The 26066-nt window shown below is 57.8% G+C and carries 23 protein-coding genes and 1 other RNA gene; 11 read left to right on the top strand and 13 right to left on the bottom strand.

What is annotated here, in order from left to right:
- Positions 1 to 59 precede the first annotated feature (59 nt).
- From DXX99_RS05320 to DXX99_RS05310, 3 genes are all read right to left on the bottom strand, one after another.
- Positions 60 to 842 (bottom strand): TIGR00282 family metallophosphoesterase, encoded by a 783-nt coding sequence (locus DXX99_RS05320; RefSeq protein WP_165847726.1) that lies wholly within the window; start codon positions 840 to 842, stop codon positions 60 to 62.
- Positions 843 to 863: 21 nt separating this feature from the next.
- Complete coding sequence (gene rny / locus DXX99_RS05315; protein ID WP_115792471.1) at positions 864 to 2402, bottom strand: ribonuclease Y; 1539 nt, start codon at positions 2400 to 2402, stop codon at positions 864 to 866.
- Positions 2403 to 2627: 225 nt separating this feature from the next.
- A complete protein-coding gene (locus DXX99_RS05310; RefSeq protein WP_115792470.1) occupies positions 2628 to 3863 on the bottom strand; it encodes a GGDEF domain-containing protein in 1236 nt (411 codons plus the stop codon).
- 236 nt (positions 3864 to 4099) lie between these two features.
- On the opposite strand from DXX99_RS05310, the gene DXX99_RS05305 reads away from it, so the two are divergent.
- The 6 genes from DXX99_RS05305 (at position 4100) to kdpC (ending at position 12198) form a co-directional block, all read left to right on the top strand.
- Positions 4100 to 5320 (top strand): glycosyltransferase family 4 protein, encoded by a 1221-nt coding sequence (locus tag DXX99_RS05305; protein ID WP_115792469.1) that lies wholly within the window; start codon positions 4100 to 4102, stop codon positions 5318 to 5320.
- A complete protein-coding gene (locus tag DXX99_RS05300; protein ID WP_115792468.1) occupies positions 5304 to 7481 on the top strand; it encodes an amylo-alpha-1,6-glucosidase in 2178 nt (725 codons plus the stop codon). Before DXX99_RS05305 ends, DXX99_RS05300 begins: the two co-directional genes overlap by 17 nt.
- A gap of 244 nt (positions 7482 to 7725) precedes the next feature.
- Complete coding sequence (kdpF, locus tag DXX99_RS05295; protein WP_115792467.1) at positions 7726 to 7815, top strand: K(+)-transporting ATPase subunit F; 90 nt, start codon at positions 7726 to 7728, stop codon at positions 7813 to 7815.
- A 22-nt stretch (positions 7816 to 7837) separates the two neighbouring features.
- Positions 7838 to 9544 carry a potassium-transporting ATPase subunit KdpA gene (gene kdpA / locus DXX99_RS05290; RefSeq protein WP_115792466.1) on the top strand — a complete coding sequence of 569 codons (1707 nt, stop codon included), beginning with the start codon at positions 7838 to 7840 and terminating at the stop codon, positions 9542 to 9544.
- On the top strand, positions 9545 to 11569 hold the full coding sequence (gene kdpB, locus DXX99_RS05285; RefSeq protein ID WP_115792465.1) for a potassium-transporting ATPase subunit KdpB: 2025 nt from the start codon (positions 9545 to 9547) through the stop codon (positions 11567 to 11569).
- Between the two features lie 11 nt (positions 11570 to 11580).
- Positions 11581 to 12198 (top strand): potassium-transporting ATPase subunit KdpC, encoded by a 618-nt coding sequence (gene kdpC, locus DXX99_RS05280; RefSeq protein WP_115792464.1) that lies wholly within the window; start codon positions 11581 to 11583, stop codon positions 12196 to 12198.
- Here kdpC and DXX99_RS05275 read toward each other — a convergent pair.
- Genes DXX99_RS05275 through DXX99_RS05260 form a run of 4 tightly spaced genes read right to left on the bottom strand, consistent with a single transcriptional unit; the run spans position 12130 to position 18031 of the window.
- Entirely contained in the window at positions 12130 to 14325 is a 2196-nt protein-coding gene (locus tag DXX99_RS05275; protein WP_134642954.1) for a universal stress protein, read from the bottom strand. The two genes, kdpC and DXX99_RS05275, sit on opposite strands and share 69 nt — an antisense overlap.
- A complete protein-coding gene (locus tag DXX99_RS05270) occupies positions 14315 to 16690 on the bottom strand; it encodes a DNA internalization-related competence protein ComEC/Rec2 (RefSeq protein WP_115792462.1) in 2376 nt (791 codons plus the stop codon). Before DXX99_RS05270 ends, DXX99_RS05275 begins: the two co-directional genes overlap by 11 nt.
- Before the next feature lie 16 nt (positions 16691 to 16706).
- Entirely contained in the window at positions 16707 to 17291 is a 585-nt protein-coding gene (locus tag DXX99_RS05265; RefSeq protein ID WP_115792461.1) for a ComEA family DNA-binding protein, read from the bottom strand.
- A 38-nt stretch (positions 17292 to 17329) separates the two neighbouring features.
- The gene (locus DXX99_RS05260; protein WP_240610825.1) at positions 17330 to 18031 is read right to left on the bottom strand and encodes a YetF domain-containing protein; all 702 of its coding nucleotides are present in this window, start codon (positions 18029 to 18031) and stop codon (positions 17330 to 17332) included.
- A gap of 119 nt (positions 18032 to 18150) precedes the next feature.
- Between DXX99_RS05260 and DXX99_RS05255 the strand changes: the two genes are divergently transcribed.
- From DXX99_RS05255 to DXX99_RS05235, 5 genes are all read left to right on the top strand, one after another.
- Positions 18151 to 19023, top strand: coding sequence for a branched-chain amino acid ABC transporter permease (locus DXX99_RS05255; RefSeq protein WP_115792459.1), 873 nt, complete (start codon positions 18151 to 18153; stop codon positions 19021 to 19023).
- Positions 19024 to 19027: 4 nt separating this feature from the next.
- Positions 19028 to 19951, top strand: coding sequence for a branched-chain amino acid ABC transporter permease (locus tag DXX99_RS05250; protein WP_115792458.1), 924 nt, complete (start codon positions 19028 to 19030; stop codon positions 19949 to 19951).
- Positions 19933 to 20712, top strand: coding sequence for an ABC transporter ATP-binding protein (locus DXX99_RS05245; protein ID WP_115792457.1), 780 nt, complete (start codon positions 19933 to 19935; stop codon positions 20710 to 20712). The genes DXX99_RS05250 and DXX99_RS05245 overlap by 19 nt, the downstream gene beginning before the upstream one ends.
- A complete protein-coding gene (locus DXX99_RS05240; protein WP_115792456.1) occupies positions 20697 to 21422 on the top strand; it encodes an ABC transporter ATP-binding protein in 726 nt (241 codons plus the stop codon). Before DXX99_RS05245 ends, DXX99_RS05240 begins: the two co-directional genes overlap by 16 nt.
- 66 nt (positions 21423 to 21488) lie before the next feature.
- Complete coding sequence (locus tag DXX99_RS05235; protein ID WP_115792455.1) at positions 21489 to 22682, top strand: ABC transporter substrate-binding protein; 1194 nt, start codon at positions 21489 to 21491, stop codon at positions 22680 to 22682.
- A 22-nt stretch (positions 22683 to 22704) separates the two neighbouring features.
- Here the strand turns inward: DXX99_RS05235 and DXX99_RS05230 are convergent, their stop codons facing one another.
- From DXX99_RS05230 to rplQ, 6 genes are all read right to left on the bottom strand, one after another.
- Complete coding sequence (locus DXX99_RS05230; RefSeq protein WP_115792454.1) at positions 22705 to 23286, bottom strand: GerMN domain-containing protein; 582 nt, start codon at positions 23284 to 23286, stop codon at positions 22705 to 22707.
- 15 nt (positions 23287 to 23301) lie between these two features.
- Positions 23302 to 24030, bottom strand: coding sequence for a carbon-nitrogen hydrolase family protein (locus DXX99_RS05225; RefSeq protein ID WP_115792453.1), 729 nt, complete (start codon positions 24028 to 24030; stop codon positions 23302 to 23304).
- A 112-nt stretch (positions 24031 to 24142) separates the two neighbouring features.
- Positions 24143 to 24502: a transfer-messenger RNA gene (gene ssrA / locus DXX99_RS05220) on the bottom strand.
- A gap of 2 nt (positions 24503 to 24504) precedes the next feature.
- The gene (gene smpB / locus DXX99_RS05215) at positions 24505 to 24957 is read right to left on the bottom strand and encodes an SsrA-binding protein SmpB (RefSeq protein WP_115792452.1); all 453 of its coding nucleotides are present in this window, start codon (positions 24955 to 24957) and stop codon (positions 24505 to 24507) included.
- A complete protein-coding gene (truA, locus tag DXX99_RS05210) occupies positions 24948 to 25727 on the bottom strand; it encodes a tRNA pseudouridine(38-40) synthase TruA (protein ID WP_115792451.1) in 780 nt (259 codons plus the stop codon). The genes smpB and truA overlap by 10 nt, the downstream gene beginning before the upstream one ends.
- Positions 25724 to 26065, bottom strand: a complete 342-nt coding sequence (rplQ, locus tag DXX99_RS05205; protein WP_115792450.1) for a 50S ribosomal protein L17 — start codon at positions 26063 to 26065, stop codon at positions 25724 to 25726. Before rplQ ends, truA begins: the two co-directional genes overlap by 4 nt.
- Between the last annotated feature and the right edge of the window lies 1 nt (position 26066).

The following is a 26066-nucleotide window of genomic DNA, read 5'->3' as shown; positions in this document are numbered from 1 at the left end:
GGGCCTGCTTTTACCCTGTTCCTCATATTTCGCCATCGGGAAGAAAATTCCTTCCCGAGCTATTCATCTTCGTAGATTTGCACCCTTTCTATGGTAAGCGCTTTTCCGGAAGAAGGGTCGGCCGTGATCACACAACCGTTGAACTGGAAAGGACCGGAAGCCACCTCGAAACGCCGGGGCAACTGGGAAAGGAATTTTTCGATAACTATTTCCCTCTTCACCCCGATCACCCCGTCCCGGGGCCCGGTCATCCCCACATCGGTAAGGTAAGCCGTGCCGCCGGGCAGGACTCTTTCATCCGCCGTTTGCACATGGGTATGAGTTCCTATGACAGCCGTCACCTTGCCGTCCAAGAACCACCCAAAGGCGATTTTTTCCGAAGTGGCCTCCGCGTGAAAGTCCACCACGATCAAAGGAGTATGAACCCTAAGCTCGGCAACCAAGCTCTCAGACAGGCGGAAAGGGCAATCTAGATCGGGCATAAAGACCCGCCCGCATAAGTTGATCACCGCTACTTTATGCTCCCGCACCGAAAAAATACCGTAACCTACTCCCGGAGCCCCCGGTGGATAGTTGGCCGGCCTTATAATGCGGGGTTCCGCGTCCAGTAGTGAAAACACCTCTTTTTTGTCCCAGATATGGTTTCCCCCCGTAAGGACATCGATGCCGCAGCTGAAGAGCTCCTCCGCCACCGCTGGCGTTAAACCGTTACCCCCCGCGGCATTTTCCGCGTTGGCGATGACGAAATCGAGCTGGTATTTCTGACGCAGGGAAGGAAGGCATTCCCTCACCGCCCTCCTCCCCGGCCGTCCGACTATGTCGCCGATCAGCAAGAGGCGCAAAGCCACCGCTTAGACCCTCTCCTACTTGGCATACTCTACCGCGCGGGTTTCCCGGATCACAACCACCTTCACCTGGCCGGGATACTCGAGCTCGCTTTCGATGCGTCTGGCTATCTCCCGCGCCAGGCGCACGGTAGCCGCGTCGTCCACCCGTTCCGGCTTCACCATTACCCTAATTTCCCTCCCCGCCTGGACGGCATAAGCCTTCTCCACGCCGGGGAAAGAAGCTGCGATTTCTTCCAGCTTGGTGAGACGCTTTATGTAAGCTTCCAGCGTCTCCCGGCGGGCGCCAGGACGGGCGGCGGAAATAGCGTCGGCCGCTTGCACCAGTACCGCCTCTACCGTCTGGGGTTCCTCGTCGCCGTGGTGGGCCGCTATGGCATGGATTACCTCCGGATCCTCGCCGTACTTACGCGCCAGCTCCACCCCGATGGCCACATGAGGACCCTCCATTTCGCGGTCCACCGCCTTGCCGATATCGTGTAGGAGCCCGGCGCGCTTAGCCAGAGCTACGTTGGCTCCCAACTCGGCCGCCATGACCCCCGCCAAATGCATAACCTCTAGCGAGTGCTGCAGCACGTTCTGGCCGTAGCTGGTGCGGAACTTAAGTCGACCCAAAAGCTTTATGAGCTCCTCATGGATGTGGTGGATGCCAGCCTGCAGGACCGCTTGCTCGCCGGCCTCCCAGATCTGGCGCTCCACTTCCCGCCGAGCCTTCTCCACCATTTCTTCAATCCGCGCCGGGTGGATGCGGCCGTCGGCTACCAGCTTCTCTAAGGCAATACGTGCTATCTCGCGGCGGATGGGATCGAAGCTGGAGAGGATCACCGCTTCCGGGGTGTCGTCGATGATAAGATCGACCCCGGTCAAAGTTTCAAAGGCCCGGATGTTGCGCCCTTCTCGGCCGATTATCCGGCCCTTCATCTCGTCGTTGGGCAGCGGAACCACCGAGACGGTAGTTTCCCCTACCTGGTCAACCGCACAACGTTGTATGGCCAAGGCGATGATCATGCGGGCCCGCCTCTCGCCTTCCTCCTTGGCCCGGTTTTCCATATCTCGGATGAGCTGCGCCACCTCCTGCTGCATTTCCTTTTCCACCTCACTCAGCAGCAGTTGGCGGGCCTCTTCCAGCGAGAGCTGAGCTACGCGTTCTATCTCGGCCAGCCGGAGGCTCTTGAGTTGTTCGAGTTCTTTGAGCCTAGCTTCCAGCTCCGCCTCCTTACGTCCCAGGCTCTCCTCCCGTCGACTCAAGGACTCCAGCTTGGCCTCCACTGCTTCTGTCTTCTGCAGGAGACGGCGCTCCAGGCGCTGTAACTCGTGCCGTCTTTCCCGATGCTCTCGCTCCAGCTCGTGCTTGAGCCTTAAAGCCTCCTCTTTGGCTTCGAGCAACTTTTCCTTTTTCTTAGCCTCGGCTTCCTTTTCCGCTGCCGCTATGATTTCTCGCGCCCGCTCCTCAGCAGAACGAACCTTGGCTTCGGCCACAAACCGTCTTAAGGCATAACCTCCCGCAAAAGCCAGGGGGAGAGAAGCCCAGTAGATCCACCATGCTGTGTCCGGCAAATTTGCACCTGGCTTTGAAAGACCCAACCAAAGAGGTTGGGCCGGTCCCCCAACCAGGCCCTTCGCCTCCTTTCCTGCCGCGACTAACCCTGAAGAAACAGGGTAAGCCTAACGGGGACCGTTATCGATCTATGATTTACCGCCCCAAGAGAGCTTTCTTTAGGGTGACAAGCCTGAAGCTTGCTTGTATTGTATCGATCGCCCGGAACAAGTGTCAAGGCGAGCCTAAGAAGAGCGTATTTTCCCTCTCCAGACCGTCCGGTTTTTGCCTGAGCGTTTGGCGGTATAAAGGGCGTTGTCGGCGCAGGTTAAGAGAACTTCTGCACTTTGGGCGTCCTCGGGAAAAACAGCTACTCCCAGGCTTATGGTGGGAAAGGGCTCCTTTTTCCCTATACCTTCCACCCGGCGGCGAAGTCTCTCCGCCACCGCCACTGCTCCTTCCCCTCCGGTCTCTACCAGGAGAATTACGAACTCCTCGCCGCCGTAGCGGGCCGCCGTGTCCGAAGCCCGGATTTCCTTCTTTATGACCTCTCCCAGGCGCCGCAGGCATTCGTCCCCCGCCAGATGCCCAAAGGCGTCGTTGTAATCTTTGAAGTTGTCTACGTCCAAAAGTAAGACTGCCAGCTTTCGCTGATACCTCTTAGCCCTCTCTAGCTCTTTAAGGAAGATCTCCCAGAACTTGCGCCGATTATAAAGACCGGTGAGCTCATCCCGCTCGGCCAACTCCTTTACTTCCCGGTAGAGGTAAGAGTTAACCAGGGCTGCGGCCCCTAAGCGGCTCAGACTTTCCCGCAAAGCCGAGCGCCGCAGGGGAAAAGCCGGAGCTGGGTTACGCCGCAGAAGGAGAAGGTAACCCAAAGCCAAACCGGCATCGTACTCCAGAGGAACAACTTCTCCTTCGGCGAAACCGTGGCGGCGGAAAAAGTCCAGGAGTAGCTCGGGCTGCCTGAAAGCCTGGCGTAGATCTTCAGGGGAGAGGAGAAGGGGCTGGTTCGACTCGAAAGCAATCTCGCCCGACTTATACCGGTAGATAAAGACCGCTACCTCCCAGCCCAGCGTCGCGGCTAAAATGGTGAGCACCTCGGAGGTCTCCATCTTTCCGGCCAGAAAAAGAGTGAGAGCCTTTCCCATTTCCTGCAACACCGCTTCTTCCTGCTGGCAGATTTCCTTCCACTCCTTGAGCGAGAAGAAGGCCAGAAGCAAGGAAAGTAAAGGGAGAAGAGGAGCTAGGCTCTTTTGCGCCGCCGATAGATCGGCTTCCGACTCAAACTCAATACTGCCCACCTCCACACCAGCGAAGGAAAGAGAAAGAACCTTACCGGTGGGAGGAGAAGAAAGAGCGGTGTGTAGCCGGACCTCCTTAACCCCCGCCTTATCTCTTATCAAGGAGATTATCTCCCGGCGAAGCACGGCCTCGTCTTCAATGGAGGCCAGGTCGGAAACAAACCCCTCTTCAGGCATATTCTCCACGCGACTCCTTTCGAACAGCCGTTAAAATTTTAGCATCCGGCGAGCCTCTTGTACACTATGCATTGCTTTTATCTATTTGGTTGTGGTAAAATTTTTTTGGTTTTGCTATTTGCGGGTGGCAGTGAGAAGCGTTGCAGTCCTACCTTTTTTGCCGCACTTATTCCTGCGCTTGTTATTCTTAAGATGCCAGTCGCATATTCTACTTACCCAGGAGGTGGTGGCTTACCATGCGCATCGCCATGCTTCACTGGGCTTTCCCTCCCACCATAGGAGGGGTGGAAACGCACCTGTTTATGGTCTGCCCGGCTCTGGCCCGGCGGGGGCACCAGGTGGGTGTCTTAACTGGCGCCATCAACGGCGAGACCCAGGAAGAGCTATGGCAGGGAGTTTACCTCCGCCGCACCCCTCTCCTGGACCTCAACTCCCTCACTCCGGCTTTGATTGAGGAAAAGCGTGCCGCCATCGCGGAGGAGATGAACCGCTTCTTTACCACCTTCAAGCCCGATTTGGTACACGCCCACAACATGCACTATTTCAGCCCTGTACACACAGAAATCTTAATGGAGTTTAAAAAGCGCTACGGCTTCCCGGTGATCCTTACGGCGCACAACGTGTGGGAAGACGAGCTTTTCAAAGAAATGCTGCGCTTCCGTCATGACTGGGATGGTATAATCGCCGTGAGCCACTTTATTAAGCGGGAGATGGTGGCCGCGGGCTATCCTGCTGAAAAGATAGTGGTCATCCACCATGGGCTGGCCTACCGACATTTCCTGGCCCGGACCGAAAACCCGGAAATAAGGCGAGTCATTAGGGAAGCGGCTGGAGACAAGAAGATAATCTTCCATCCGGCCCGTATGAGCCTGGCCAAGGGCTCCGACGTGGTGGTGAAAGCCTTTCGACGGGTAAAGGAGACTTGCCCCTCCACCTTCCTTCTTCTGGCCGGCACCGATAAAACGGTGGACTGGGGGGCAGTGCAGCAGAAGGAAATAGCCCAGATAAAGGAGCTCATCCACTACCTGGGACTGGAAAAGGATATCTTGATCCGCTTCTTCAGCTGGGAAGAGATACCGGCCGCCTACCGGGAAAGTGATATTGTAGTCTATCCTTCGGCCTTCCAGGAGCCCTTCGGGATAGCGTTGCTGGAGGCCATGGCTTTGGGTAAGCCTCTGGTGGTCACTCGGGTAGGAGGAATGCCCGAAATCGTCCTGGATGGGGAGACGGGCTTCGTCGTACCCCCCAGAGATCCGGAAGCCTTGGCCGATAAACTCATCTTCCTCTTGCAGCACCCGGAGAAAGCACAGGAACTGGGAGAAAAGGCACTGAAGCGCTTTAAAGAGAAATTTTCCCTGGAGGAAATGCTAAAGGCCATGACGAACTACTACCACCTGATTTGGCGTCGGAGCACTAGAGAGAAAGGAGCGCCTTCGTATAGTGCAGCTGGAAGATAGTCTGCGCATAGCGCCGGCTTCTACACCAGGGGTAACCGAGGTCCTTAAAAACAACGATCTCTTCTTGGTTTCCCTGCCCGATAGCTCCATACCTGCCGGGTATCCCGGAGGCCTAGGGCTTTACTTCCGGGATACCCGATTTCTTAGTCGCCACGAACTTTTTGTCAACGGACGGGAACCCATACTCCTCTCTTCCGGAGTGCGCTTCAGCCACTTTTGCCAGTGCGATCTCACCAACCCGGAGCTGCGAGACGAAAAAGGAGCCGTCTTGGCTCCCATGGAATCGCTTCACCTGCGGCTCCTGCGCTTTCTCAACGGCTCCCTTTACCAGCGCCTGCGGGTGACCAACTACGGTTACAACAAAGTGACCCTGACCTTGGCTTTGAAGCTAGGTGCCGACTTCCGGGACATATTCGAGCTACGTGGCGTATCCCGGCCCCGCCGGGGTACGCTTCTCCCTTTCTGTACCGGCCGGGAGGGTCTGGTGTTCCGCTACCGGGGGCTTGATGAGCTCACCCGGCGTACCACCGTCATCTGGGATCCTCCTCCCGCCGACATCTTCGCCGAAGGGGACGACGTGGTTTTAGTCTACCAGTTTGAGCTTGCGCCCAAGGACCGGGTGTATTTTTACTGGCGGATAATGCCGGAAATAGAGGCTGTACCGGAGAGCCTCATCATCGTGAAAGAAGGAGATCTGCGCTCGGCCTTCACCCGGCTGGCCGCCCAGCAGAAAAAGGCTTACTATCAATGGTACGAGAGTTGCACGCGACTAGAGAGTGACCGCCCGCGCGTAAACCAGATGTTCAACCAGGCCCTATCCGACCTCTGGATCCTGCAAACCCGCTACCCCGAGGGCCTGGGGATAGACGCCGGCATCCCCTGGTACGCCACTCTCTTCGGCCGTGACGCCCTCATCACTGCCTGGCAGACCCTCTCCATTAACCCCGATCTGGCCCGAGAAACCCTGCGCTTGCTCGCCCACTACCAAGGCAAGACCGTGGACCCCGTCCGCGAAGAAGAGCCAGGCAAGATTATTCACGAGATAAGAAGAGGAGAAATGGCCAACTGCCGGGAGATACTCCATACACCCTACTACGGTTCCATTGACTCCACTTTGTGGTTCATCATCGTTCTGGGCGACTACATACTCTGGACCCAGGATCTTACTTTCCTGGAGGAAATGCGCCCCGCGCTGGAGGCAGCTCTGGAATGGTGCTGCAAGTACGGCGATAAAGACGGCGACGGTTATATCGAGTACGAGGGAAGCAAGTACGGAGGGCTGCAAAACCAGGGTTGGAAGGACTCTTGGGACGGGGTGCCCGATCCGGAAGGGAAACCGGTAAAACCACCCATAGCCCTGGTTGAAGTCCAAGGATACCTCTACGCCGCCTACCGGCGGGCCTTTTACCTCTTTAATTTGCTCAAAGAGCGGGAAAAGGCCAACTTTTACGCCCGCAAAGCCACTGAGCTGCGCCAGCGCTTTCTCAAAGATTTCTGGGTAAAGAAAGGTAACTATCTAGGGCTGGCGCTCGACGGGGACAAGCGCCTCATCCCCACCGTAGCCTCCAATATGGGACAGGTGCTTTTCACCGGAATCCTACCGCCGCAAAAGGCCAGACAGGTGGCGGACCGCCTCTTCGCCCGTGATATGTTTTCCGGCTGGGGTATAAGAACCTTGAGCCGCCGGGAGAAAGCCTACAACCCCATAAGTTACCACAACGGCTCTGTCTGGCCGCACGATAATAGCATTATTGCCGTGGGCTTGAGGCGCTACGGCTTTCTCAAGGAACTGGAGGAGCTCACCTCCTCCCTCTACGACGCCGCTTTGCGTTTCCCCTATTTCCGTCTACCCGAGCTCTTCTGCGGGTTCGACCGGCGTCCCTTCGCCAGCCCCATACGCTACCCAGTAGCCTGCGAGCCGCAAGCCTGGGCAACAGGGAGTATCTTCCTCTTACTGCAAGCCTGCCTAGGGCTGAAATGCACTCCGGAAGGGTTACTCATCCAGTCCCCTATACTCCCTGCCGGTATTCAGGAACTGTATCTCTGCGGGCTGCGGGTGCAGGGGGTGAAGGTGGGACTGGAGTTCGTCCGTCGCAACGGGCACATCCTCTGCTTCCCCACCAAGCGAGAGGGGGACCTCAAAATCACCATCGAAACTTAAACAAAGCCCCGAGGTAATTGACAGTCAGGACCAGCCGGCTTAGAATAGAGGTAACGCGCACCATAAAAACTACCCTCAGGGGTGAGTTCGCGCGCAAGCCTGTACGGCGGCTTTGGGCCGTAGGCAGAAGAAGCCGAAGCACAAAGGGCTCAGGCGGGCCAAACCCTGGGGGTTTTTGCTGCCCTGGGAAATTAAACCAGGGTTTTACTCTTGTTAGCCGGCATTTTGGGAAGGGGGATGAAGCGTGAACGGTTGGTACCTAGCTGGACTTATCATAAGCCTCTTCCTTTTCGTTTATTTAAGCTACGTCATCTGTAACCCGGATAAGTTCTAAAACGCCCTGGAGGGAAAGGGAAATGACTTGGAGGATCATCCTGGAAGTCTCCTTCTTCGCCGCCGTCCTTACAGCCCTGGCCGTCCCGTTGGGTCTTTACATGGCCAAGGTCTTCGAAGGGGAAAGAACGCTCCTTTCTCCCCTCCTCCGGCCGATCGAAGGAGCCATCTACAGACTGGCAGGGGTAAACCCTTACGCCGAGATGTCCTGGACCAGATACCTGGGTTTTCTCTTGCTCTTCAACTTCTGGGGGCTTCTGGTAGGGTACCTCCTCCTGCGGTGGCAAAACCACCTCCCCCTTAATCCCCTGCACCTTCCCGGCGTGCCCGGCGCGCTCGCCTTCAACACCATCGTCAGCTTCGTCACCAACACTAACTGGCAGGCCTACAGCGGCGAAACCACTATGAGCTACTTTTCCCAGATGTTTGTCCTGGCCGTGCAAAACTTTCTTTCGGCCGCCACCGGCCTGGCAGGAGCGGTAGCCCTTGCCCGGGCTTTCGCCCGCAAGGAAAAGAAAACCCTGGGCAACGTATGGGTAGACCTCACCCGTAGCGTTCTCTATATCCTCCTCCCCATAAGCGTGGTGGTGGCGCTGGTCCTGGTAAGCCAGGGGGTGGTGCAAACCTTCCACCCCCCTGTGAAGGCAGTTACCTTGGAGGGAAGAGAGCAAACCATACCGCTGGGGCCGGTGGCTTCCCAGGAGGTGATAAAGCTTCTGGGGACCAACGGCGGGGGTTTCTTCAACGCCAACTCTGCTCATCCTTTTGAAAACCCCAACCCCTTCACCAACTTCGTGGAAGCGATGCTGATAATCATTTTGCCAGCCGCCCTGTGCTTTACTTTCGGCCGCATGATCCGCAACATGCGCCAGGGATGGGTCATATACGGAGTCATGATGTTTCTCTTCCTGGTAGGAGCTTTTGCCTGTTGCTGGTTCGAGGCTCAAGGCAACCCCCTTTTCTCCCGGCTGGGCTTCTCCAGCGGACCCAACCTGGAAGGGAAAGAATGGCGCTTCGGCGCCATCGATTCGGCCCTCTTCGCCGCTGTGACCACAGCCGTCTCCTGCGGCGCAGTAGACAGTCTGCACGACTCCTTCACCCCACTGGGAGGACTCGTCCCCTTGGCCAACATGCTCACCGGTGAGGTTATTTTCGGCGGTATAGGTTCGGGACTGTACGGCATGATCGCCTACGCGTTGCTCACCGTCTTCCTGGCCGGACTCATGGTGGGCCGCTCCCCGGAGTTCTTGGGTAAAAAGATCGAAAAGCGGGAGGTTAAGCTTTCGCTGGCCGTAGTTCTTGTGCCCGCATTCTTGGTTCTCTTCCTTAGCGCGCTGGCGGTAATCCTGCCCGCCGGACGCGAAGGCATAACAGCCGCCGGGCCCCATGGCTTAAGCCAGGTGCTTTACGCCTTCGCCTCTACTGCTAACAACAACGGCAGTGCCTTCGGGGGGCTAAAAGCCGATCTTCCCTTCTACCTCTGGACCACCGCCTTGGCCATGCTGCTGGGCCGCTTCCTACCCCTGGCCGCCGTCTTGGCCCTGGCCGGAAGCTTGGTGGAGAAAAAGACCATCCCGCCAAGCCCCGGAACCTTCCCCACCACGGGCTGGCTTTTCGCCGTCCTGCTCGTCGGGGTAATCGTCATCGTGGGGGCGCTAACCTTCTTCCCGGGCTTGGCCTTAGGACCCATCCTGGAGCAACTGCTCTTATCCAGAGGGAGGTTGTTCTAAGTGGCTAGGCGCAAGGTTAACCTCTGGGAACCCAAGCTTTTGATCCAAGCAGTAAAGGAAGCTTTCAAGAAGCTCGACCCGCGCCAGATGGCGCGCAACCCGGTCATGTTTTGCGTCGAGGTAGGAGCTGCCTATACGACAGCGGTTGCCTTGGGAGAAGCTTTTTCCCGCGCTCCAGAAGCCTCCTTTACTGGGCAAATAGCCCTGTGGCTCTGGTTTACCGTACTGTTTGCCAACTTCGCCGAAGCTTTAGCCGAGGGAAGAGGCAAGGCTCAGGCGGAAAGCTTGCGTGCCACGCGGCAAGAAGCGATGGCCAAGCTCATTACCCCGGAAGGGATAAAGGTAGTGCCCGCCACCCAGCTCCGCAAAGGAGACGTGGTGCTGGTGGAAGCCGGTGATCTGATTCCGGGCGATGGAGAGGTCATAGAGGGGATAGCCTCGGTGGACGAGTCGGCCATAACGGGAGAGTCGGCTCCGGTCATTAGGGAGTCGGGAGGAGACCGCAGCGCCGTGATCGGCGGAACACGGGTCCTCTCCGACTGGATAAAGGTAAGGATAGCCGCCGATCCTGGCTCCAGTTTCCTAGACCGCATGATTGCTCTGGTGGAGGGGGCCAAAAGGCAGAAGACCCCTAACGAGATAGCTCTTACTTTGCTCCTGGCCGCTTTGACCCTCATCTTCCTGCTGGTGACCGTAACCTTGGTACCCTACTCCCTCCGCTACGGTGTACTCCCTTCCATAGCGGTGCTGGCCTCCCTCTTCGTGTGTCTGGCCCCTACCACTATCGGGGGGCTTCTTCCGGCTATCGGCATAGCCGGTATGAACCGTCTCCTGGAGAAAAACGTCCTGGCCATGTCAGGAAGGGCGGTGGAAGCCGCCGGTGACGTGGACGTGCTTCTCTTGGACAAAACCGGCACCATCACCCTGGGAAATCGAGTGGCAGTGGAGTTCATCCCGGTAGGAGACGCCACAGAGACCGAAGTGGCCGACAAGGCGCAACTCGCCTCTTTGAGCGACGAGACCCCGGAAGGGAGATCGATCGTAGCCCTGGCCAAGAAGTACGGCTTCCGGGGGAGAGATCTTGCCGATAAGTCGGTGGAGTTCGTTCCCTTCTCGGCCCGTACCCGCATGAGCGGGGTCAACATCGGCAACCGCCGCATCCGCAAGGGAGCGGCTAAGGCGATCATCCAGTGGGTGCAGGACCAGGGAGGGGAGATCCCACCCGACCTAGAACCCAAGGTAGAAGCTATAGCCAAGGCGGGAGGCACTCCCTTGGTGGTGGCGGAAGACAAGCGGGTAATCGGGGTGATACACCTCAAGGACATGCTCAAAGGAGGCATAAAGGAGCGCTTTGCTCAGCTCAGAGCCATGGGCATTCGTACCATAATGGTCACCGGGGACAACCCTCTAACCGCCCAGGCCATAGCTCAGGAAGCCGGGGTGGACGATTTCATCGCCGAGGCCACACCGGAAGCCAAGCTCGCCCGGGTGAAGGAAGAACAAGCAGCTGGCCACCTGGTAGCCATGACCGGTGACGGTACTAACGACGCTCCGGCCCTGGCTCAAGCCGACGTGGGACTGGCCATGAACGTGGGTACCATGGCCGCTAAGGAAGCGGCCAACATGGTGGACCTGGATTCTAACCCCACCAAGCTAATCGAGATCGTGGAGGTGGGCAAGCAGCTCCTCATGACCCGCGGAGCGCTTACCACTTTCAGCATCGCCAACGACGTGGCCAAATACTTCGCTATAATTCCTGCTATATTCGCCCACGCCTGGCCCGAACTTAGGGTGCTGGACGTGATGCGCCTGAGCTCTCCGGAAAACGCCGTGCTCTCGGCGGTGATCTTCAATGCTCTCATAATCATCGCTTTGATACCCATAGCCATTAAAGGAGTGAGCTTCAGGCCCGCGCCGGCTTCGGTCATTCTACGGCGCAATCTATTGATTTACGGCCTGGGCGGACTCGTTTTGCCCTTTGTGGGTATTAAGTTCATCGATCTTATTCTCCACCTGGTGCGATAGGAGGTTGGCTTATGCTCAAGGATTGGGGACGGTGCCTACTCTTCTTCCTTGTGCTCACGGTGCTGACCGGACTTATCTATCCTTTACTGGTTACGGGCTTAGCCCAGCTGGCCTTTCCCCACAAAGCCAACGGCAGCCTCGAAACCAAGGACGGGAAGGTGATAGGGTCGTATCTCATCGGCCAAGAGTTCACCTCCCCTTACTACTTCCACGGCCGGCCTTCGGCCTCCGACTATGACGCCATGGACTCCGGCGGGCCCAACTACGCCCCCTCGAGCCGCAGCTTGGCCGAAGAGGTGGAAAAGCGCTACCACGCCTTAACCAAAGAGAACCCGGGCCTTACGCGGCAGCAAACGCCGCTGGACCTCATCACCACCTCCGCCAGCGGGCTTGACCCCCACATAAGCCCGGAGGCGGCGCTTATCCAGGTGCCCCGGATAGCTCGGGCCCGGTCGGTTCCGGAAGAAGCTCTGGTAAAGCTGGTTAAGAAGTACACCCGCCCCCGCTGGCTTGGCATTTATGGGGAGCCGCGCGTCAACGTGCTGGAACTCAACCTAGCCCTAGACCGCTACTTCGGCAGTCCAACTGCCGGAGTTAATCGGAACCAGGTGCAGGTCCACCGTCCGTAAGGAGCGGAGAAGCTGGGAGATGACACTTCCCTTCCAGAACTCCTGCCAGCGGCTACGCTGACTGTGCCCGAGAACCATCTGGGTTATCCCTTTGGCTCGGCAGAGATTGGCCAAGACCAGGGCTACATCGCGGTCGCTTAGCACCTTTTCCTCGTGGTAGGGGATGCCGATGGAGTCGCAGAGGCGCTTGAGGTAGTTGCGGATACTCGTGGCCTCGGGGGAAAGCTTTCCCCCCGTCACGTCACAGTGAACCACCATAAGTTCCGCGCGCTGAGCCACGGCCAGGCGCAACCCCCGGCGCACCAGGCGCTCGGCGTAGGGCTTTAGGTTCACCGCCACCAAAATACGCTCCCTCCTCTCCGGCGCCAGCCGAGCCTGCTTCTCCCCCAGATGGTGAGCCAACTGTCTGAGGGCGAGCTCGCGCAGAGCGATGATATTTTCCGGCCGGAAGAAGTGGCGCAAAGCCTGCTCTACCTTGGGTAGGGGGTAGATCTTGCCTTGTTCCAACCGCTTAAGCAGAAGGGAGCTAGCCAGGTCCACCAGAATGATCTCATCAGCCAGCCCCAGCACCCAGTCGGGAAGAGTCTCGCGCACCTTCACCCCCGTTATCTCCTCGATGACATCATTGAGGCTTTCCAAGTGCTGGATGTTCAGAGTGGTGTAGACGTCAATACCTGCCGCTAGGATTTCCAGCACGTCTTGGTAGCGCTTGGCGTTCTTCACCCCCGGCACATTGGTATGGGCCAGTTCGTCTATGAGTACCACCTGCGGGCGGCGGCGCAGTACTCCTTCCAGATCGAGTTCGGTAAAGGTCTTACCCCGGTAGACCACTTGCTTACGGGGCAGAACTTCCAAATCTCCTATCTGGGCCTCGGTCTCCGCCCGACCGTGGGTCTCTACGTAGCCTACTACTACATCGATCCCTTTTTCCTTGAGTTCATGAGCGTCGCGCAACATGCGGTAGGTCTTTCCCACCCCCGCAATAGGGCCCAAATAAATCTTGAGCTTCCCTTTCAGCGGCAGGCGGAGATCGGGAATTGCGCTACTGGAGGCAGCTTCGGTTTCCCCCTCTTTAGCCTCGGAAGCCGGGGCCACCACCAACACGTTAATATGCCGGTTGCGGCGCAGAAGCTCATTCAGGACCGAGCCCTTAACCAGTTCTTCCCAGCGGCTCCGGGCCGAGTGCCCCACCACCAGCCGGGTGATGTGGTGGGCGGCGATTATTTCCGAAAGCCGGGCGGGAACCTCGCTCTCGTCCCCCACTTCCTCCTCCATCCAGGTGCCTCCCACCGGGGCTAACATCCGCTCCACATAATCCCAGGGAAAGGGCTCCTGGTGACGACCGGGCACCCGCAGGTGCACCACCATAAGGGAAGCTTGCAGTCTCTCCGCCAAAAGAAGGCTCCGGCGCAAAAGTCGCTCCAGATTGCGTTGAGTAGAAACAGCCAAAAGGATTCTCTCCCGCGCCGCCTTGGCCCTGGTTTCCACCCCAGGGCGGAAGAGTTGCTCATCCACCTCGTCGGCCAGTCGCTTCAGTACGGCGCGCCGGAAGGCGGCAAAGTTGGCCGCCGCTAGGTAAGGTCCTATACGAGAGCGGGGGTCGAAACCGGGGGGAAGAGATATCCCCTGTCGGCTAAGTTCTTCCGGAGTGACGTCCACCAGCTCCACTTCGGAAGCCCGGTCGAGAAAAGAAGCAGGAACTATTCCCTCCGAAAGGGAGGGAGGAGAAGTAAGGGGGAAAGGAAGAAATTCTTTGAAACCCTCCAGTTCCAGAGCGTGGACGGTGGCCACCACATCTATCCCGGCAGCCAGGATTTCTTCCACTTCCTGCCAGCGAGCCTGATAAGGCGAATCCTCCGGGTAAAGGGCACCCGCATCGTCCACGAGGACCACTTCTGGCCGTTGGGCCAAGATTTCGGGGAGGTTGAGCCTCTCCCCTAGTGGTGGGATGGAGCGCAAGGTCCGGCTTAGAGCTTCTATTTCCGGGTCGCTGTATTTTAAAATGCCGATCACCACATCTCGACCTTGGCTTAAAAGCTCCTGCCCCTCCTGCAGAAGGGCCACCGTGTTACCCGGCCAGGATATAATCCCCACCAGAAGTTTCAAACGCCCTCCGTTAACCCCCACCACTTTCCCTCCTCCGCTCTTCCCGCCAGCTCTTCCAGTAAAGATGCTTCCCGTCGGTAAGAAAGGTCACCGCCCCGTCCCGATCGGTACGCAAAACTTTCACCCCCAGGCGCTGAAGTAACTCCAGAGTAGAAGGTGCTGGCAAAGAATTCCTCTCTCCCACCGATATGACCGCGTAAGTGGGCCTCACCGCTCGGTAAAATTCCTCGGCCACCTTGGCCGAGCCGTGGTGCGGCACCTTGAGAACATCGCTTTGCAGTTCGGAGCCGTAGCGCAAAAGTGATTTCTGCCCTTCCTCTTCTATGTCGGCCGTCAAAAGGAAACTGCGCTCGCCGTAGGTGATACGCGTGACCAGCCCCTTATCGTTAAAGGTTTGGGGGTCGGGGGAATAGGGAGGGAAAGGGCCTAAAAATCTTATCTCCACCGCTGGATCAAGCTTCAGACTGTCTCCCCCTTGAGCATAGTTTATCTTGGCCCCTCTGATGCGGGCAAACTGCAAAAGGCGCGCGTAATCCCCTTCCTCCGGAACAGGCGGGACAACCACCAGCTCCACCGTGAAACGGCGCAGCACCGCCCAGGCCCCGCCACAATGGTCTTCGTCCGGATGAGTGAGTACCAAGACATCGAGCTTCTTCACCCCTTCGTGCCGGAGGTATCGAGCCACCCTCAGACCTGCCCCCTCTTTTTCTCCCCGCAGCTCCTCCGACCATCCGCCGGCATCGATCAGTAGGCTTCTGCCCGCCGGCGTGCGCACCAAAATGCTGTCTCCGTGCCCCACATCGATAAAATCGAGGCGCAAAAAGGGAGTTCCCTTCCCCCAGCTTCCTCCCAGCACAAGCAGAAGCCAAAGGACCAAAAGCCCCAGTATCCCCACCCTTTTCCACTTTCCTCCCCGCACGGCCAGCCAAAGGGTCGGATACCAAAGCACCAGGACCAAAAGAGGAACGGAAGCAAGGTAGATCGCCGCGCAAGGTAGGCGCTGACATATATGAACTATAAACAGAAAGAGGTGGATAAAAGGGGATATTAAGAAGGCTAAGGCCTTACCTAAAAAAGGGAGAAGGGCACCAAGTAGCGCTACCAGGAACCCGCCGGCAAAAATCAACGTTATCAGAGGGGCGGTCAGCAGGTTGGCTAGCAGGGAAACCGGGGAAACCAATCCGTAGTGCCAGGCCACCAAAGGCAAAACGCCCAGCTCCGCCCCTACGGGAACGGCCAAAAACCACCCGTAAGGGATAAGCGCCGTCAGCCTGGTCTTCCCCCAAAAATCCTGCCACCACCGGTTCACCTCCGGCCCCAGGAAGAAGATGCCCCAGGTGGCGGCAAAAGAGAGCTGGAAACCGGCGTTATAAAGAGCCAAAGGGTTAGCCAGCAAAATCAAGAGGGCTGCTACCGCCAGCGCTATCCGCCAATCCCTCTTCCTCCCCAGATACTGGGCCAGCAGAAAGAGAACCCCCATGATGGTCGCCCGCACTATGGGGGGATCCAGCCCCACCATGAGGTCGTAGAGGATGAGCAGAGCGAGGCTTAAAAGCAGCGTGACCCCTTTACTCCAGTTAAAGCGGCGGGAAAGGAGTAATACTCCTCCCAAAACGAAGCCCACGTGAAGGCCGCTGACGCTTAAAATATGGACGAGCCCGGTCTCCATAAAGGCCTCGTACATTAAGGGATCGATCCGGGTGCGCTCGCCGAAGATCATGCCCTTCAAAAGGGCGCTCTCTTTCGGTGTAAAAGCGGAGTCTAAGGCTTTAACCAGCCTCTCCTTGATTTTTAGGGATAGAAAAACCAAGGGGTTGGCCGGGGCTTCTCCAATCTTGGTCACGGATTCCGGCCGGGCCCTGACCAGGGCGATTATCCTTTGCTGCAAGATGTAGGACCGGTAGTCGAACTCCCCCGGGTTGCCCGGCGGCGAAGGGTAGGAGAGCTTCCCTTCCACCGACAGCAGGTCTCCGTAAGAAAAGATGCGCGGGGGCGAGGTTACCGTGACCAGCACTTTACCCCCGCGAAAGCTTTTTCCTTTAACTTCCGCCTCCCTGACCCGCAAAAGGTAGCTGACCCGGTTTCCTCTCACTTCCGGCTCCTCCGCCACCACTCCGACCAGCCGCACCGTCTCGTTGGGGTAAAGCTTGAGGGGGGATACCGCTTCCAGGAAGGCCAGACGCGTAGCTACCAGGCCCAGCAAGAAAAAAAGGGCCAGGATAACGAGCAGGCTGCCTTGCCGGCGTCGTGCCCAGTAGTAGACTGCCAAGGCCAGCAAAACACTCATGACGGCCAGTGAAAGGGGACGAGCAAGAACTAGAGGAAAATAAGGAGCGGCCAGGCAACCGGCAATGTAGGCTAAAGCTAGGTAGACGGCCAAGGGCAAAGAGTCTTACCCCCTCTCAAGGGGCGCACACGTACTCGCGCAACTGCTCCAGGCGCCTGGGACCGATACCCGGCACCTTGGCCAGGTCCTCCACCGAGGTAAAAGGCCCGTTCTTGGCCCGGTACTCTATGATGCGGCGCGCCAGGGTAGGCCCTATCCCCGGTAAGGTCTGGAGGGTAGTTTCATCGGCGGTATTGAGGTTAACCTTCCCCCCGGAGGAAGCAGGAACGCGAGGAGCGAAGGGGTTGTTTACCTCGCCTTCCTTCCCCCCCGTAAGCTTGGGAGGGACCACGATCTTCTGCCCATCCACTAAGACCTGCGCCAAGTTCAAAGCGTGAGGGTCGGCCGTAGGGAGAAGACCAGCCTTTTCCAGGGCATCCTTAACCCGGCTGCCGGCAGGGAGTTCGTAAACTCCGGGACGACTGACTTCTCCCGCCACGTGTACCAATACCGCGCCCTTTACTTTCTCCTCCCGCTCCACCGCCGGAGGGGCGGGCGCCACCTCAACCGGGCGGGAAAAGAGGTACTTAACCCCCAGGCCTACCAGCAAAGCTATCCCCAGTACCAGAGCCACGAAGTATTCTCGCTTTCCGAAAGTCAAGGGGAACTCCCCTCATCGAGGTATCGTTTCTGCCAGCTTTATTTCGGCAGTTTTCCTCCCTCTTCCTCCTTGGGGCTGACGAAGAGCTTACCTTGGGGAGACAGGGTAGCCAGGAAAACCGCTCTCAACTCTTTAAACCCCTGCTTCTCCAGCTCCCTGAAGAGCCAATCCCGGTCCACCCCGGCAGCCTTCAGGTTATCCTCCAAGATTTCCCCGTCCGCCACCAGGACGTGAACCGGCCCGGCCGGCACCGGTGGGAGGCCCAGATCGCCTCTGGTCAAAGGCCGGTATTCGCTCTTAGGAATTACGCTCAAGCGCCCCGAGCTCTCCAGCACCGCGCAGGCCACCTCGGACGGATCGTGGTAGCCCTTCTCTCGCAACTGAGCCAGAAGGTCGTCCAGGTTGTAGCGGGCGCGGCGCATTTCCCGGTGCAACACCTTCCCTTCCCAGATGACCAGCTGAGGCTCGCCGTACACCAGGCGTCGTAGCCAGCGGCTGTGCAGAGAAAGGTAGGAAAAACCTATCTCCAGAATGGTGAGGATCAACAGGGGCAGAAGCCCGCGCGAAAGGGGGATCTCCAGCGACTCCATGGGGAGGACGGCCACCTCGGCTATCATGATGGCCACGGCGAAGTCGAAGGGGGAAAGTTGAGCAATTTCCCTCTTCCCCATGAGGCGCATCAGCACTAGCACCACAAAATAGATGAGCACGGTGCGCCAAACCACCTGCCCGAGGGCCAACAAGCCGTCAACCTCCCTCGTCACAGCTTTACAAGTTTACTCCCTCTCTTTTTCTGTGATATCCTAATATTCGATGTTTAATCCAGGCCGGATGGTGAGACCAAGGAGGAAAAAGGGAAATGGTTGTCCTGCTACAGCTCCTGCTCAACTCCCTCATAACGGGGAGCATCTATCTTCTGGCAGGTACTGGACTCACCCTCACCTACGGTTTATCCCGCTTCCCTAATTTTGCCTACGCCGAATTAATAACTCTAGGGGGATTCGTTGCTTACACTTTACTACAGCACTCACCGGAAAGCTTCTGGGCAGGTTTGCTACTAGCTTTCTTGACTTGCGGCTTGGTAAGCGTTTTAAGTTACCGTCTGGTTTTTAGTCCGCTGGTTAACCGACGAGCATCCCTTATTCCCCTAATGGTAGCCTCCATAGGGCTGGGGTACGTCTTGCGCTACACGATGGGTGAGATCTGGTCTTGGTCCGACCTCGGGTACCCTCTCGTCTGGACCGCCTACAACTGGGGAGGACTGAGGGTTACCAGCCTCTGGCTTTATCTCATCGCCGTAGCCTTATCAGCCGCCTTATTGCTACATCTTTTCTTCAAGTGTACCAAAGTAGGCCTGGCCATAAGAGCTATTGCCACCAACCCCGACCTGGCGCAGGTTTCCGGCATTAATCTGGAGCGCGTCATCCTCTTCACCTGGTTTCTGGGAGCAGCTCTGGCAGGAGTGGCAGGGGTCTTCCGCGCCGCCGACACGCAACTTTACCCCATGATGGGGTGGGATATTCTCCTGCCCGTATTTGCCGCCGTGGTCTTGGGAGGGATCGGCAGCTTTTACGGGCTCATAATCGCCTCTTACCTCTTAGGGCTGGCAGAAAACGTAGGGGTAGTTTTCTTGCAGGCGACGGGGCTCTCTACAGAATACCGGATGGCCATCGCCTTCCTGGTGCTCATCTTGGTGTTAATCTTCCGCCCGCGTGGCCTTCTAGGGAGGTGAGAAAGTGGATCCGCTATTTTACTTGGCCGATACCCTGATCTTCATTGGCATCTTCTCTCTTTTGAGTTTGAGTCTTAACCTGGAGTTTGGCTTGACCTCGCTGGGCAACTTCGGTAAGGTGGCCTTTTTCATGGCTGGCGCTTACGCTTACACCCTCTTGGCCCACGCCGCTCTTCCCCCTTATCTTTGCTTCCTGGGAGGAGCCTTAATAGCCGGCTTGATAGGCCTTGTTATCACCCTGCCTGCCCTGCGCCTGCGGGAGGACTACTTGGCCATCGTAACCCTGTCTTTCGGGGAGATTTTGCGCACTGTAGTGAAAGCGGAGGAAGGGTTGGCGGGAGGGGTACGGGGCATAAGCGTTCCGGCAGTATTTCATTTAGGCTCTTCCCGGGCAGACGCCCTGGCTAATATCTTGCTGACCTTGGGCTGCCTGGCGCTGTGCTTCCTCTTACTCCAGGCCCTGGCCCATTCCCCTTATGGACGGGTGCTGCGGGCTATCCGCGAGGATGAAGTGGCGGTTAAAGCTTTAGGCAAAAACCCGGTCTATTTTAAGGCCTCCGTCCTGTTTATCGGTTCTTGCATAGCGGGCTTGGCCGGCGGTATCTTTGCCCAGTACCTGAACTTCATCGACCCCACTATGTTCCTGCCCACGGTGACCTTCCTAGTGTGGATGATGCTCATTCTCGGAGGTGCCGGGAATAACTGGGGAGCTCTTTTGGGCGGAGTCGTCGTGGAGCTGATGAACCGCGGTACCCGGATAATGAAGGACTTTATCACCTTGCCGGTAGACCCCAACAACCTTCAGTTCATTTTCTTTGGCCTACTGGTCATTCTCATCCTCATTTTCCGGCCTCAAGGGATCCTTCCTGAGGGTCCGGTCAAGACCGCTGCCCGAAAGGAGGCGCAAAATTGGATCTCCTCGTTGTAGATCGGGTGGTGAAGAACTTCGGCGGGCTCCGGGTACTCAACCAGGCCAGCCTCGTGGTCAAAAAAGGGACGGTTACCGCCCTGGTGGGTCCCAACGGCAGCGGCAAGACCACTCTTTTTAACGTGATCTACGGTCTGACTCCCGCCGACGAGGGGGAAGTTTATTTCCGAGGGAAAAAGATCACCCGCTACCCGCCCTACCAGATATATCGGGAGGGCTTAGCACTGGCCTTCCAGCTTCCCCGTCTCTTCAATCAACTCCCCATTATGGACAACCTCTTGCTCGCCGCCCCGGTAAACAGCGGCGAAAACCCGCTCAGGGCCTTGTTTACCCGCCCTCGGTGGCAGGAGGAAGAAAGGGCGCTGGCCCGCCAAGCTCGCGAGGTGCTGGAGCTTCTGGAGCTCACCCCTTTGGCTTTGCGCCCCGCGGGTCAGCTCTCTGGTGGTCAGCGCAAGCTGGTGGAAATCGGGCGGGTGTTGATGGCCAAGCCGGAGATGATCCTGGTGGACGAGCCGGCGGCGGGAATCAACCCAGTTCTGGCCCGGAAGATTTATGCCACCTTAAAGAAGTTGCAACAGGAAAAGGGCTTAACCCTTTTCGTCATCGAGCACCGCTTGGAGGTTCTTTTCGACTTCGCCGACTACGTTTACCTCATGGATGCCGGCCGGGTAGTACTGGAAGGGACCCCAGAAGAGGTGCTCGCCCATCCCGATTTCTACACTATTTATGCGGGAGAGAGTCGGCCATGGCGTGTCTTGTAACCAGAGACCTGGTAATAGGCTACGGCGACATTGTAGTGGTAGAGGGGGTATCGATAGAGGTAGAAAAGGGATGCCTGGTGGCAGTGGTGGGGCCCAACGGGTCAGGCAAGTCCACTCTGCTTAAGGGCATAATGGGCTTGGCTCGACGCTTCAGCGGCCACATCTACTACCAGGACCAGGATATAACCCTTCTTCCCCCTCACACCATAACCCGCCTGGGGATAGGCTACGTGCCTCAGGTGAACAACATCTACGGACCTTTGACGGTCAGAGAAAATCTTTTGCTCGGCGCTTACTTTCGCCGTGACAAAGCAGGAACGGAAAAAGACCTCAACGAAATTTTTAATATCTTCCCGGAGCTGGCCCGCCGCCGCGATGCGCGGGCTGAGACTTTAAGTGGAGGGGAAAGGCAGCTTTTAGCCATAGGGCGCGCCCTCATGGGAAGGCCACAGGTGCTGCTGCTCGACGAGCCCTTGGCCTTTCTGGCCCCCAAGACGGCCTTGCTCATCCTGGAAAAATTGAGGGAAATAAGGGAGAGGGGCCTGGGAATCTTGCTGGTCGAGCAGAACACCTTCCTGGCGCTGGAGAACGCCGATTACGGCTACGTGCTGAACCAGGGACGCTGCGTAATGGAGGGAAAAGGGCAGGAGCTCTTGAGCGATCCTTCCCTGCGGGAGCGCTTCTTGGGGCTGCCTAAGGAGGTGAGATAAATAATAGGCGAGAGGCAAGGAAACAGAAAATGAGCTACATCCTTGGAAAGGAGGGAGGCGTCCAGCATGCACTTTCGGAAAGGATTTCTTCGGTTCCTAGGGCTGCTGGCAGCCTTCAGCCTGCTTTTGAGCATGGCCGGTTGTGGTCAGAAGCCCGCCACACAAGAGAAAGCCCCGGCAGGGGAAGTGAAGCTAGGTTGCATCCTTTCCATGAGCGGCCAACTCGGCCCCATGGGCAGGAAAATGGCCGATGCCGTTCGGCTGGCGGTGGACGAGATCAACGCTCAGGGAGGGATCAACGGGAAGAAAATAAAGCTTTATCTGGAAGATGACGCCACCGATTCGGTTACGGCGCTTAACGCGGCCAAAAAGCTGGTAGAAGTCAACGGGGTAAAACTTCTCATAGGCGGCATGAGCTCCTCCGCTGCCAAGACGATGGGGCCCTTCCTGGCTGAGCGCAAGGTGATAATGATTTCTCCTTCCGCCACCGCGCCGGAGCTCACCGGGCAGCCGTGGCGCAAGTATCTCTTCCGCACCTGCCCCAGCGACATCTACCAGGGTAAGCTCATGGCTCAGATCGCTCTCGACCAGGGAGCCAAGAAGGTAGTGATACTGGCCATGGACAACACCTACGGCATAGGGCTGGGTGAGGAGATAAAGAAAGCCCTGGAGGGCAAGGCTCAGGTACTGGCCTTCATCAAGTACGATCCCAAGAAGAAGGATTACCGCAGCGAGCTTACCCAGATCAAAGCCCTCAACCCCGATGCCGTAGCCCACGTGGGCTACAACGAGGACGGGCGCATCATCTACCAGCAGGCGCTGAGCCTGGGCCTGGATAAGATGAAGTGGATCGGGTGCGACGGGGTTTACGGCTCGGGTATGTTCGAGAACCCCGCTGCGGCCGAGTTTATGGCCAAGACCATGACTGGCACCCGCCCCGCTTCGCCGGAAAACCAGGCTTACGAGAAATTCCGCCAGGCCTACAAGGCCAAGTTTAACTCCGAACCGGAGGTATTCTGCGACACTGTTTATGATGCGGTGAATTTGTTGGCCAAGGCCTACGCCCAGGCGGGCAGCGATGACGCCGACAAGATTAGGGAGGCCCTTCTCAAGATAGGGCAGAACTATCCGGGCGTGAGCGGCAACATAACCTTCGACCAGGGAGGAGATCGGGTAGGCGGATACTTCGAGATCTGGAAGGTGGTCAAGAAGGACGGCAAGTACGAGTGTGTGCGGGAAAAGCTGGTAGAAGTCAAGTAGGAAAAATTTAAGGGCGGAGCCCCTAGCGGGTTCCGCCCTCTTTTTTAACCAGGTTCCAGTCGGGCTCCAGAGGAAGCGAAGTATCTAGGTGTCCCAGAATCGAATCTTTCTTTTGTCCCTCCAGCAAAAACTGCACCCTTTTAACCGTGCCCAGGTGGGCCAAGGAATCCACCACCGAATACAGGGTCATGATCTCTGCCGCAGACCCTCCAGGATGGTTGAGTTTAAACTCGCGCGAGAAATCGACATAGGCGATCCCATCTTTAACTTCCAAGGAGAGAAGTCGGGTACCCTTAGGTATCGTAGGACAGAGTTCGGGGCTGGCGGGCCCTCTAAGAAGTTCCTCCACCACCACGCGCTCCAGAGGCTGTCTTCCTACTTTAACCTCCCGCTCCTCCGGGATCAAGTACCGGGCCTCCTTGTCGGCAAAATAAAGGGTTACCTTGCGAGAGGGTTCCACGGAAGGAGGCTGCGGAGCCTCCACTTTGGGCCTTTCCTCCGGTGCGGGCGCCGAGGGCCCCGGCACCTTGCTTGCTTTAAAACAACCCGCAAGCAGACTCAAAAGCAAAAGGCAGCTTAACAAAATGACCAGTTTCTGGCGCATGCAGGTACTCCTCCTTCAAGCTTTCTTGGGCAAATCGCAAGTAAGAAGCACTTCACTTACCTCGTCGGCCAGAGCCACGAGGCAGCCGTCGGGGTCGGCAATCAAGCTGTTCCCCAAGCTTACCAAGCCCAGATGGCTTCCCACCGCGTTAGCCAGCAAGACGTAAAAACCGTTCTCCACCGCCCGGGCAATGGGCAGGGCACGGTTTTTGGGAAGCTTCCAGCGCGCCTCCTTGGGCGGGTAGAAATGGGCCGCCAGGATGAAAAGCGCATCAGCCCCTTCTCGGCGGAGCTGCCGGGCCAGTTCGGGATAGTTTTGATCCCGGCAGATGATCACCCCGAATTTGTAATCCTGAAAGGTGAAAACCAGAGGTTTATCGCCGGGAGTGAAGTAGGGGGCCTCCTGCTCCGTTAAATTGATCTTGCGGTAGGTGTGAGAGGTTCCGTCCGGCAAAAGGACGGTGGCCGCGTTGAAAAGTCTTTTTCCTACCAACTCGGCCCGACCCACGATGAGTCCCAGGCCTAGCTCCCTCGCCCGGCGGGCAAGGCGGGTCAAGCTTCGGTCGAGCTCCGTCTCAAAGCCCGGCTTAGCAAGGGTCTGCGGATGATAGCCCGTAAGACTCATCTCCGGAAAGGCTAGAAGCTTTACTCCCCGCCGGGCTGCCAACTCGGCCATCCGGAGGACGGAGACCTCGTTCTCCGCCAAGGTGTCGGCTATGAAAATCTGGGCCACGCCAAGGCGCAAGCAGCTTCACCCCTCAAGGTTTAGTATTCGCCAGGAATTGGCTAAAAACCTCTTCTTCCCCAGAAAAAAGTTAACCCCGGAAGGAATGCACCTCCGGGGATAAATACCTCTTTGGTGGAGGCGGAGGGAATCGAACCCTCGTCCGAGAGACCGACCACAGGAGCTTCTCCGAGCGCAGGCTGCGCTTTTTTCTCGCTACCCGGTCGCCCGCAGCCCGGCTAACCTGGTAGCCAGCCTCCTTATTTTTTCCGCCGGAACGGGAGGCACGTTCCTGCGGGCAGCCCGCTTCCTTTTCCGCCCCTAACCCAGCCGCGGGCGGGCCGAGCTAGAGACGCTGGCCGGCTCGCTTACGCGGCCAGAGCTACGCGCTCGTTGTTGGCGTTTATTTTTTCGCCACTTTGTTTTACGGGGTTAGTGGCTTCCCCGGCTCGCTTCTCCTGTAACCAATCCCCCGTCGAAACCCGTCGCCCCCGCTTATATCCGCCTTTTAAGCGCCCTTTCCATTTCCCGGCGGGCAGCTCGTTCGGCCAGGTCGGCCCGCCGATCGTAAAGCTTTTTGCCCTTTGCCAGGGCAAGCTCTACCTTCGCCTTACCATCTTTAAAATAGCACCGCAGGGGGATGAGCGTCAAGCCTTTTTCCCGGGTGCGCCCCCAGAGATACATAATCTCTCTCTTGTGTAAGAGGAGCTTCCGGGGGCGCTTGGGGTCGTGATTGTAGCGGTTCCCCTGCTCATAAGGGCTTATGTGCATGTTGTAAAGCCAGACCTCACCGTTTTCCACCCGGGCAAAGCTGTCCTGCAAGCTGGCCCGTCCGGCCCGCAGAGCTTTCACTTCCGTCCCCTGCAGCACCATCCCGGCCTCATACGTTTCCATTATGTGGTATTCGTGCCGTGCCCGGCGATTTTCGCAAACCACTTTTACCGGCACGGAGCATCATCCTCTCCGAAAGGGTCTCGGGGATATCTAACCCGCATCAAGCAGAGCCCGTGCGGAGGAGCCGTGGGGCCTAGAAGCTCCCGCCGCCCCTCCACCAGCGCCCTTTTAACTACTTCGGAGCTAAACCTCCCCTTCCCGATCTCCAGTAGCGTTCCGGCTATGATGCGCACCATCTGGTAAAGAAAGCCATCCGCCTCTATCCAGAGGTAAAGAAAGGGGCCAGCCTCCTCTAAGCGGCAGGAAAATACCGTGCGCACGCTGGAGGTAACCGGTCGGCCCGTATTTTGGAAGGCGCGGAAATCGTGCCTTCCCACCAGGTAAGCGGCGGCTTCGCGCATGCGCTCCACGTCTAAAGGCTCGGGAACGTGCAAGGCGTAGAAGCGCGTTAGCGGGCAGCGCACTGCCCGCCGGAAAAAAGTATAGCGGTAGACCTTGCTTACCGCGTCGTAACGGGGGTGGAACTGTTCCGGCACCTCGGCCGCCGCCAGTACCGCCACATCCGGTGGCAGGAGACCGTTCAGAGCCGGCACTAGGCGGGAAGTGGGGATGCTGCTAATGGTCCGGAAGGAAACTACCTGCCCCTCCGCATGTACTCCCGCATCGGTGCGCCCTGCCCCCTTGACCGGGCACGCTTCTTTAGTGAGGCGAGCCAGGGCCTCTTCCAGAACCCCTTGCACGGTCCGGAGCCCGGGCTGACGCTGAAAGCCGGAAAAAGCGGTGCCATCGTAGGCCAATTTTAAGGCTACGTGCCTTGCGCTCACACCAGCTCCACCAACACTAACTCGGCCGCATCCCCCCGCCGGTGCTCCAGCCGCAGTATCCTGGTGTAGCCGCCGGAGCGGTCGGCATAACGGGGAGCTATCTGGTTGAAGAGCTTGCGCACCACTTCTTCATCGTAGATGTAGCGCAGCGCCTGGCGGCGCGCCGTCAGATCCCCTCGCTTAGCGAGGGTTACCAGCCGATCCGCCAGCGAGCGCAGTTCTTTGGCCCGGGGAGCTGTGGTGGTTATCCTGCCTTCCCGGAAAAGCGAGGTCACCAGATTGCGCAGCAGCGCCTGCCGGTGCCCCGATTTCACCCCCAGCTTACGGTAACCGCCCATT

Origin of the sequence: Ammonifex thiophilus (assembly GCF_003368535.1) — a bacterium.
Lineage (GTDB): Bacteria > Bacillota > Desulfotomaculia > Desulfotomaculales > Ammonificaceae > Ammonifex > Ammonifex thiophilus.
The sequence above is the reverse complement of the archived record's forward strand: the minus strand, read 5'-3'. Positions and strand labels throughout refer to the sequence as shown.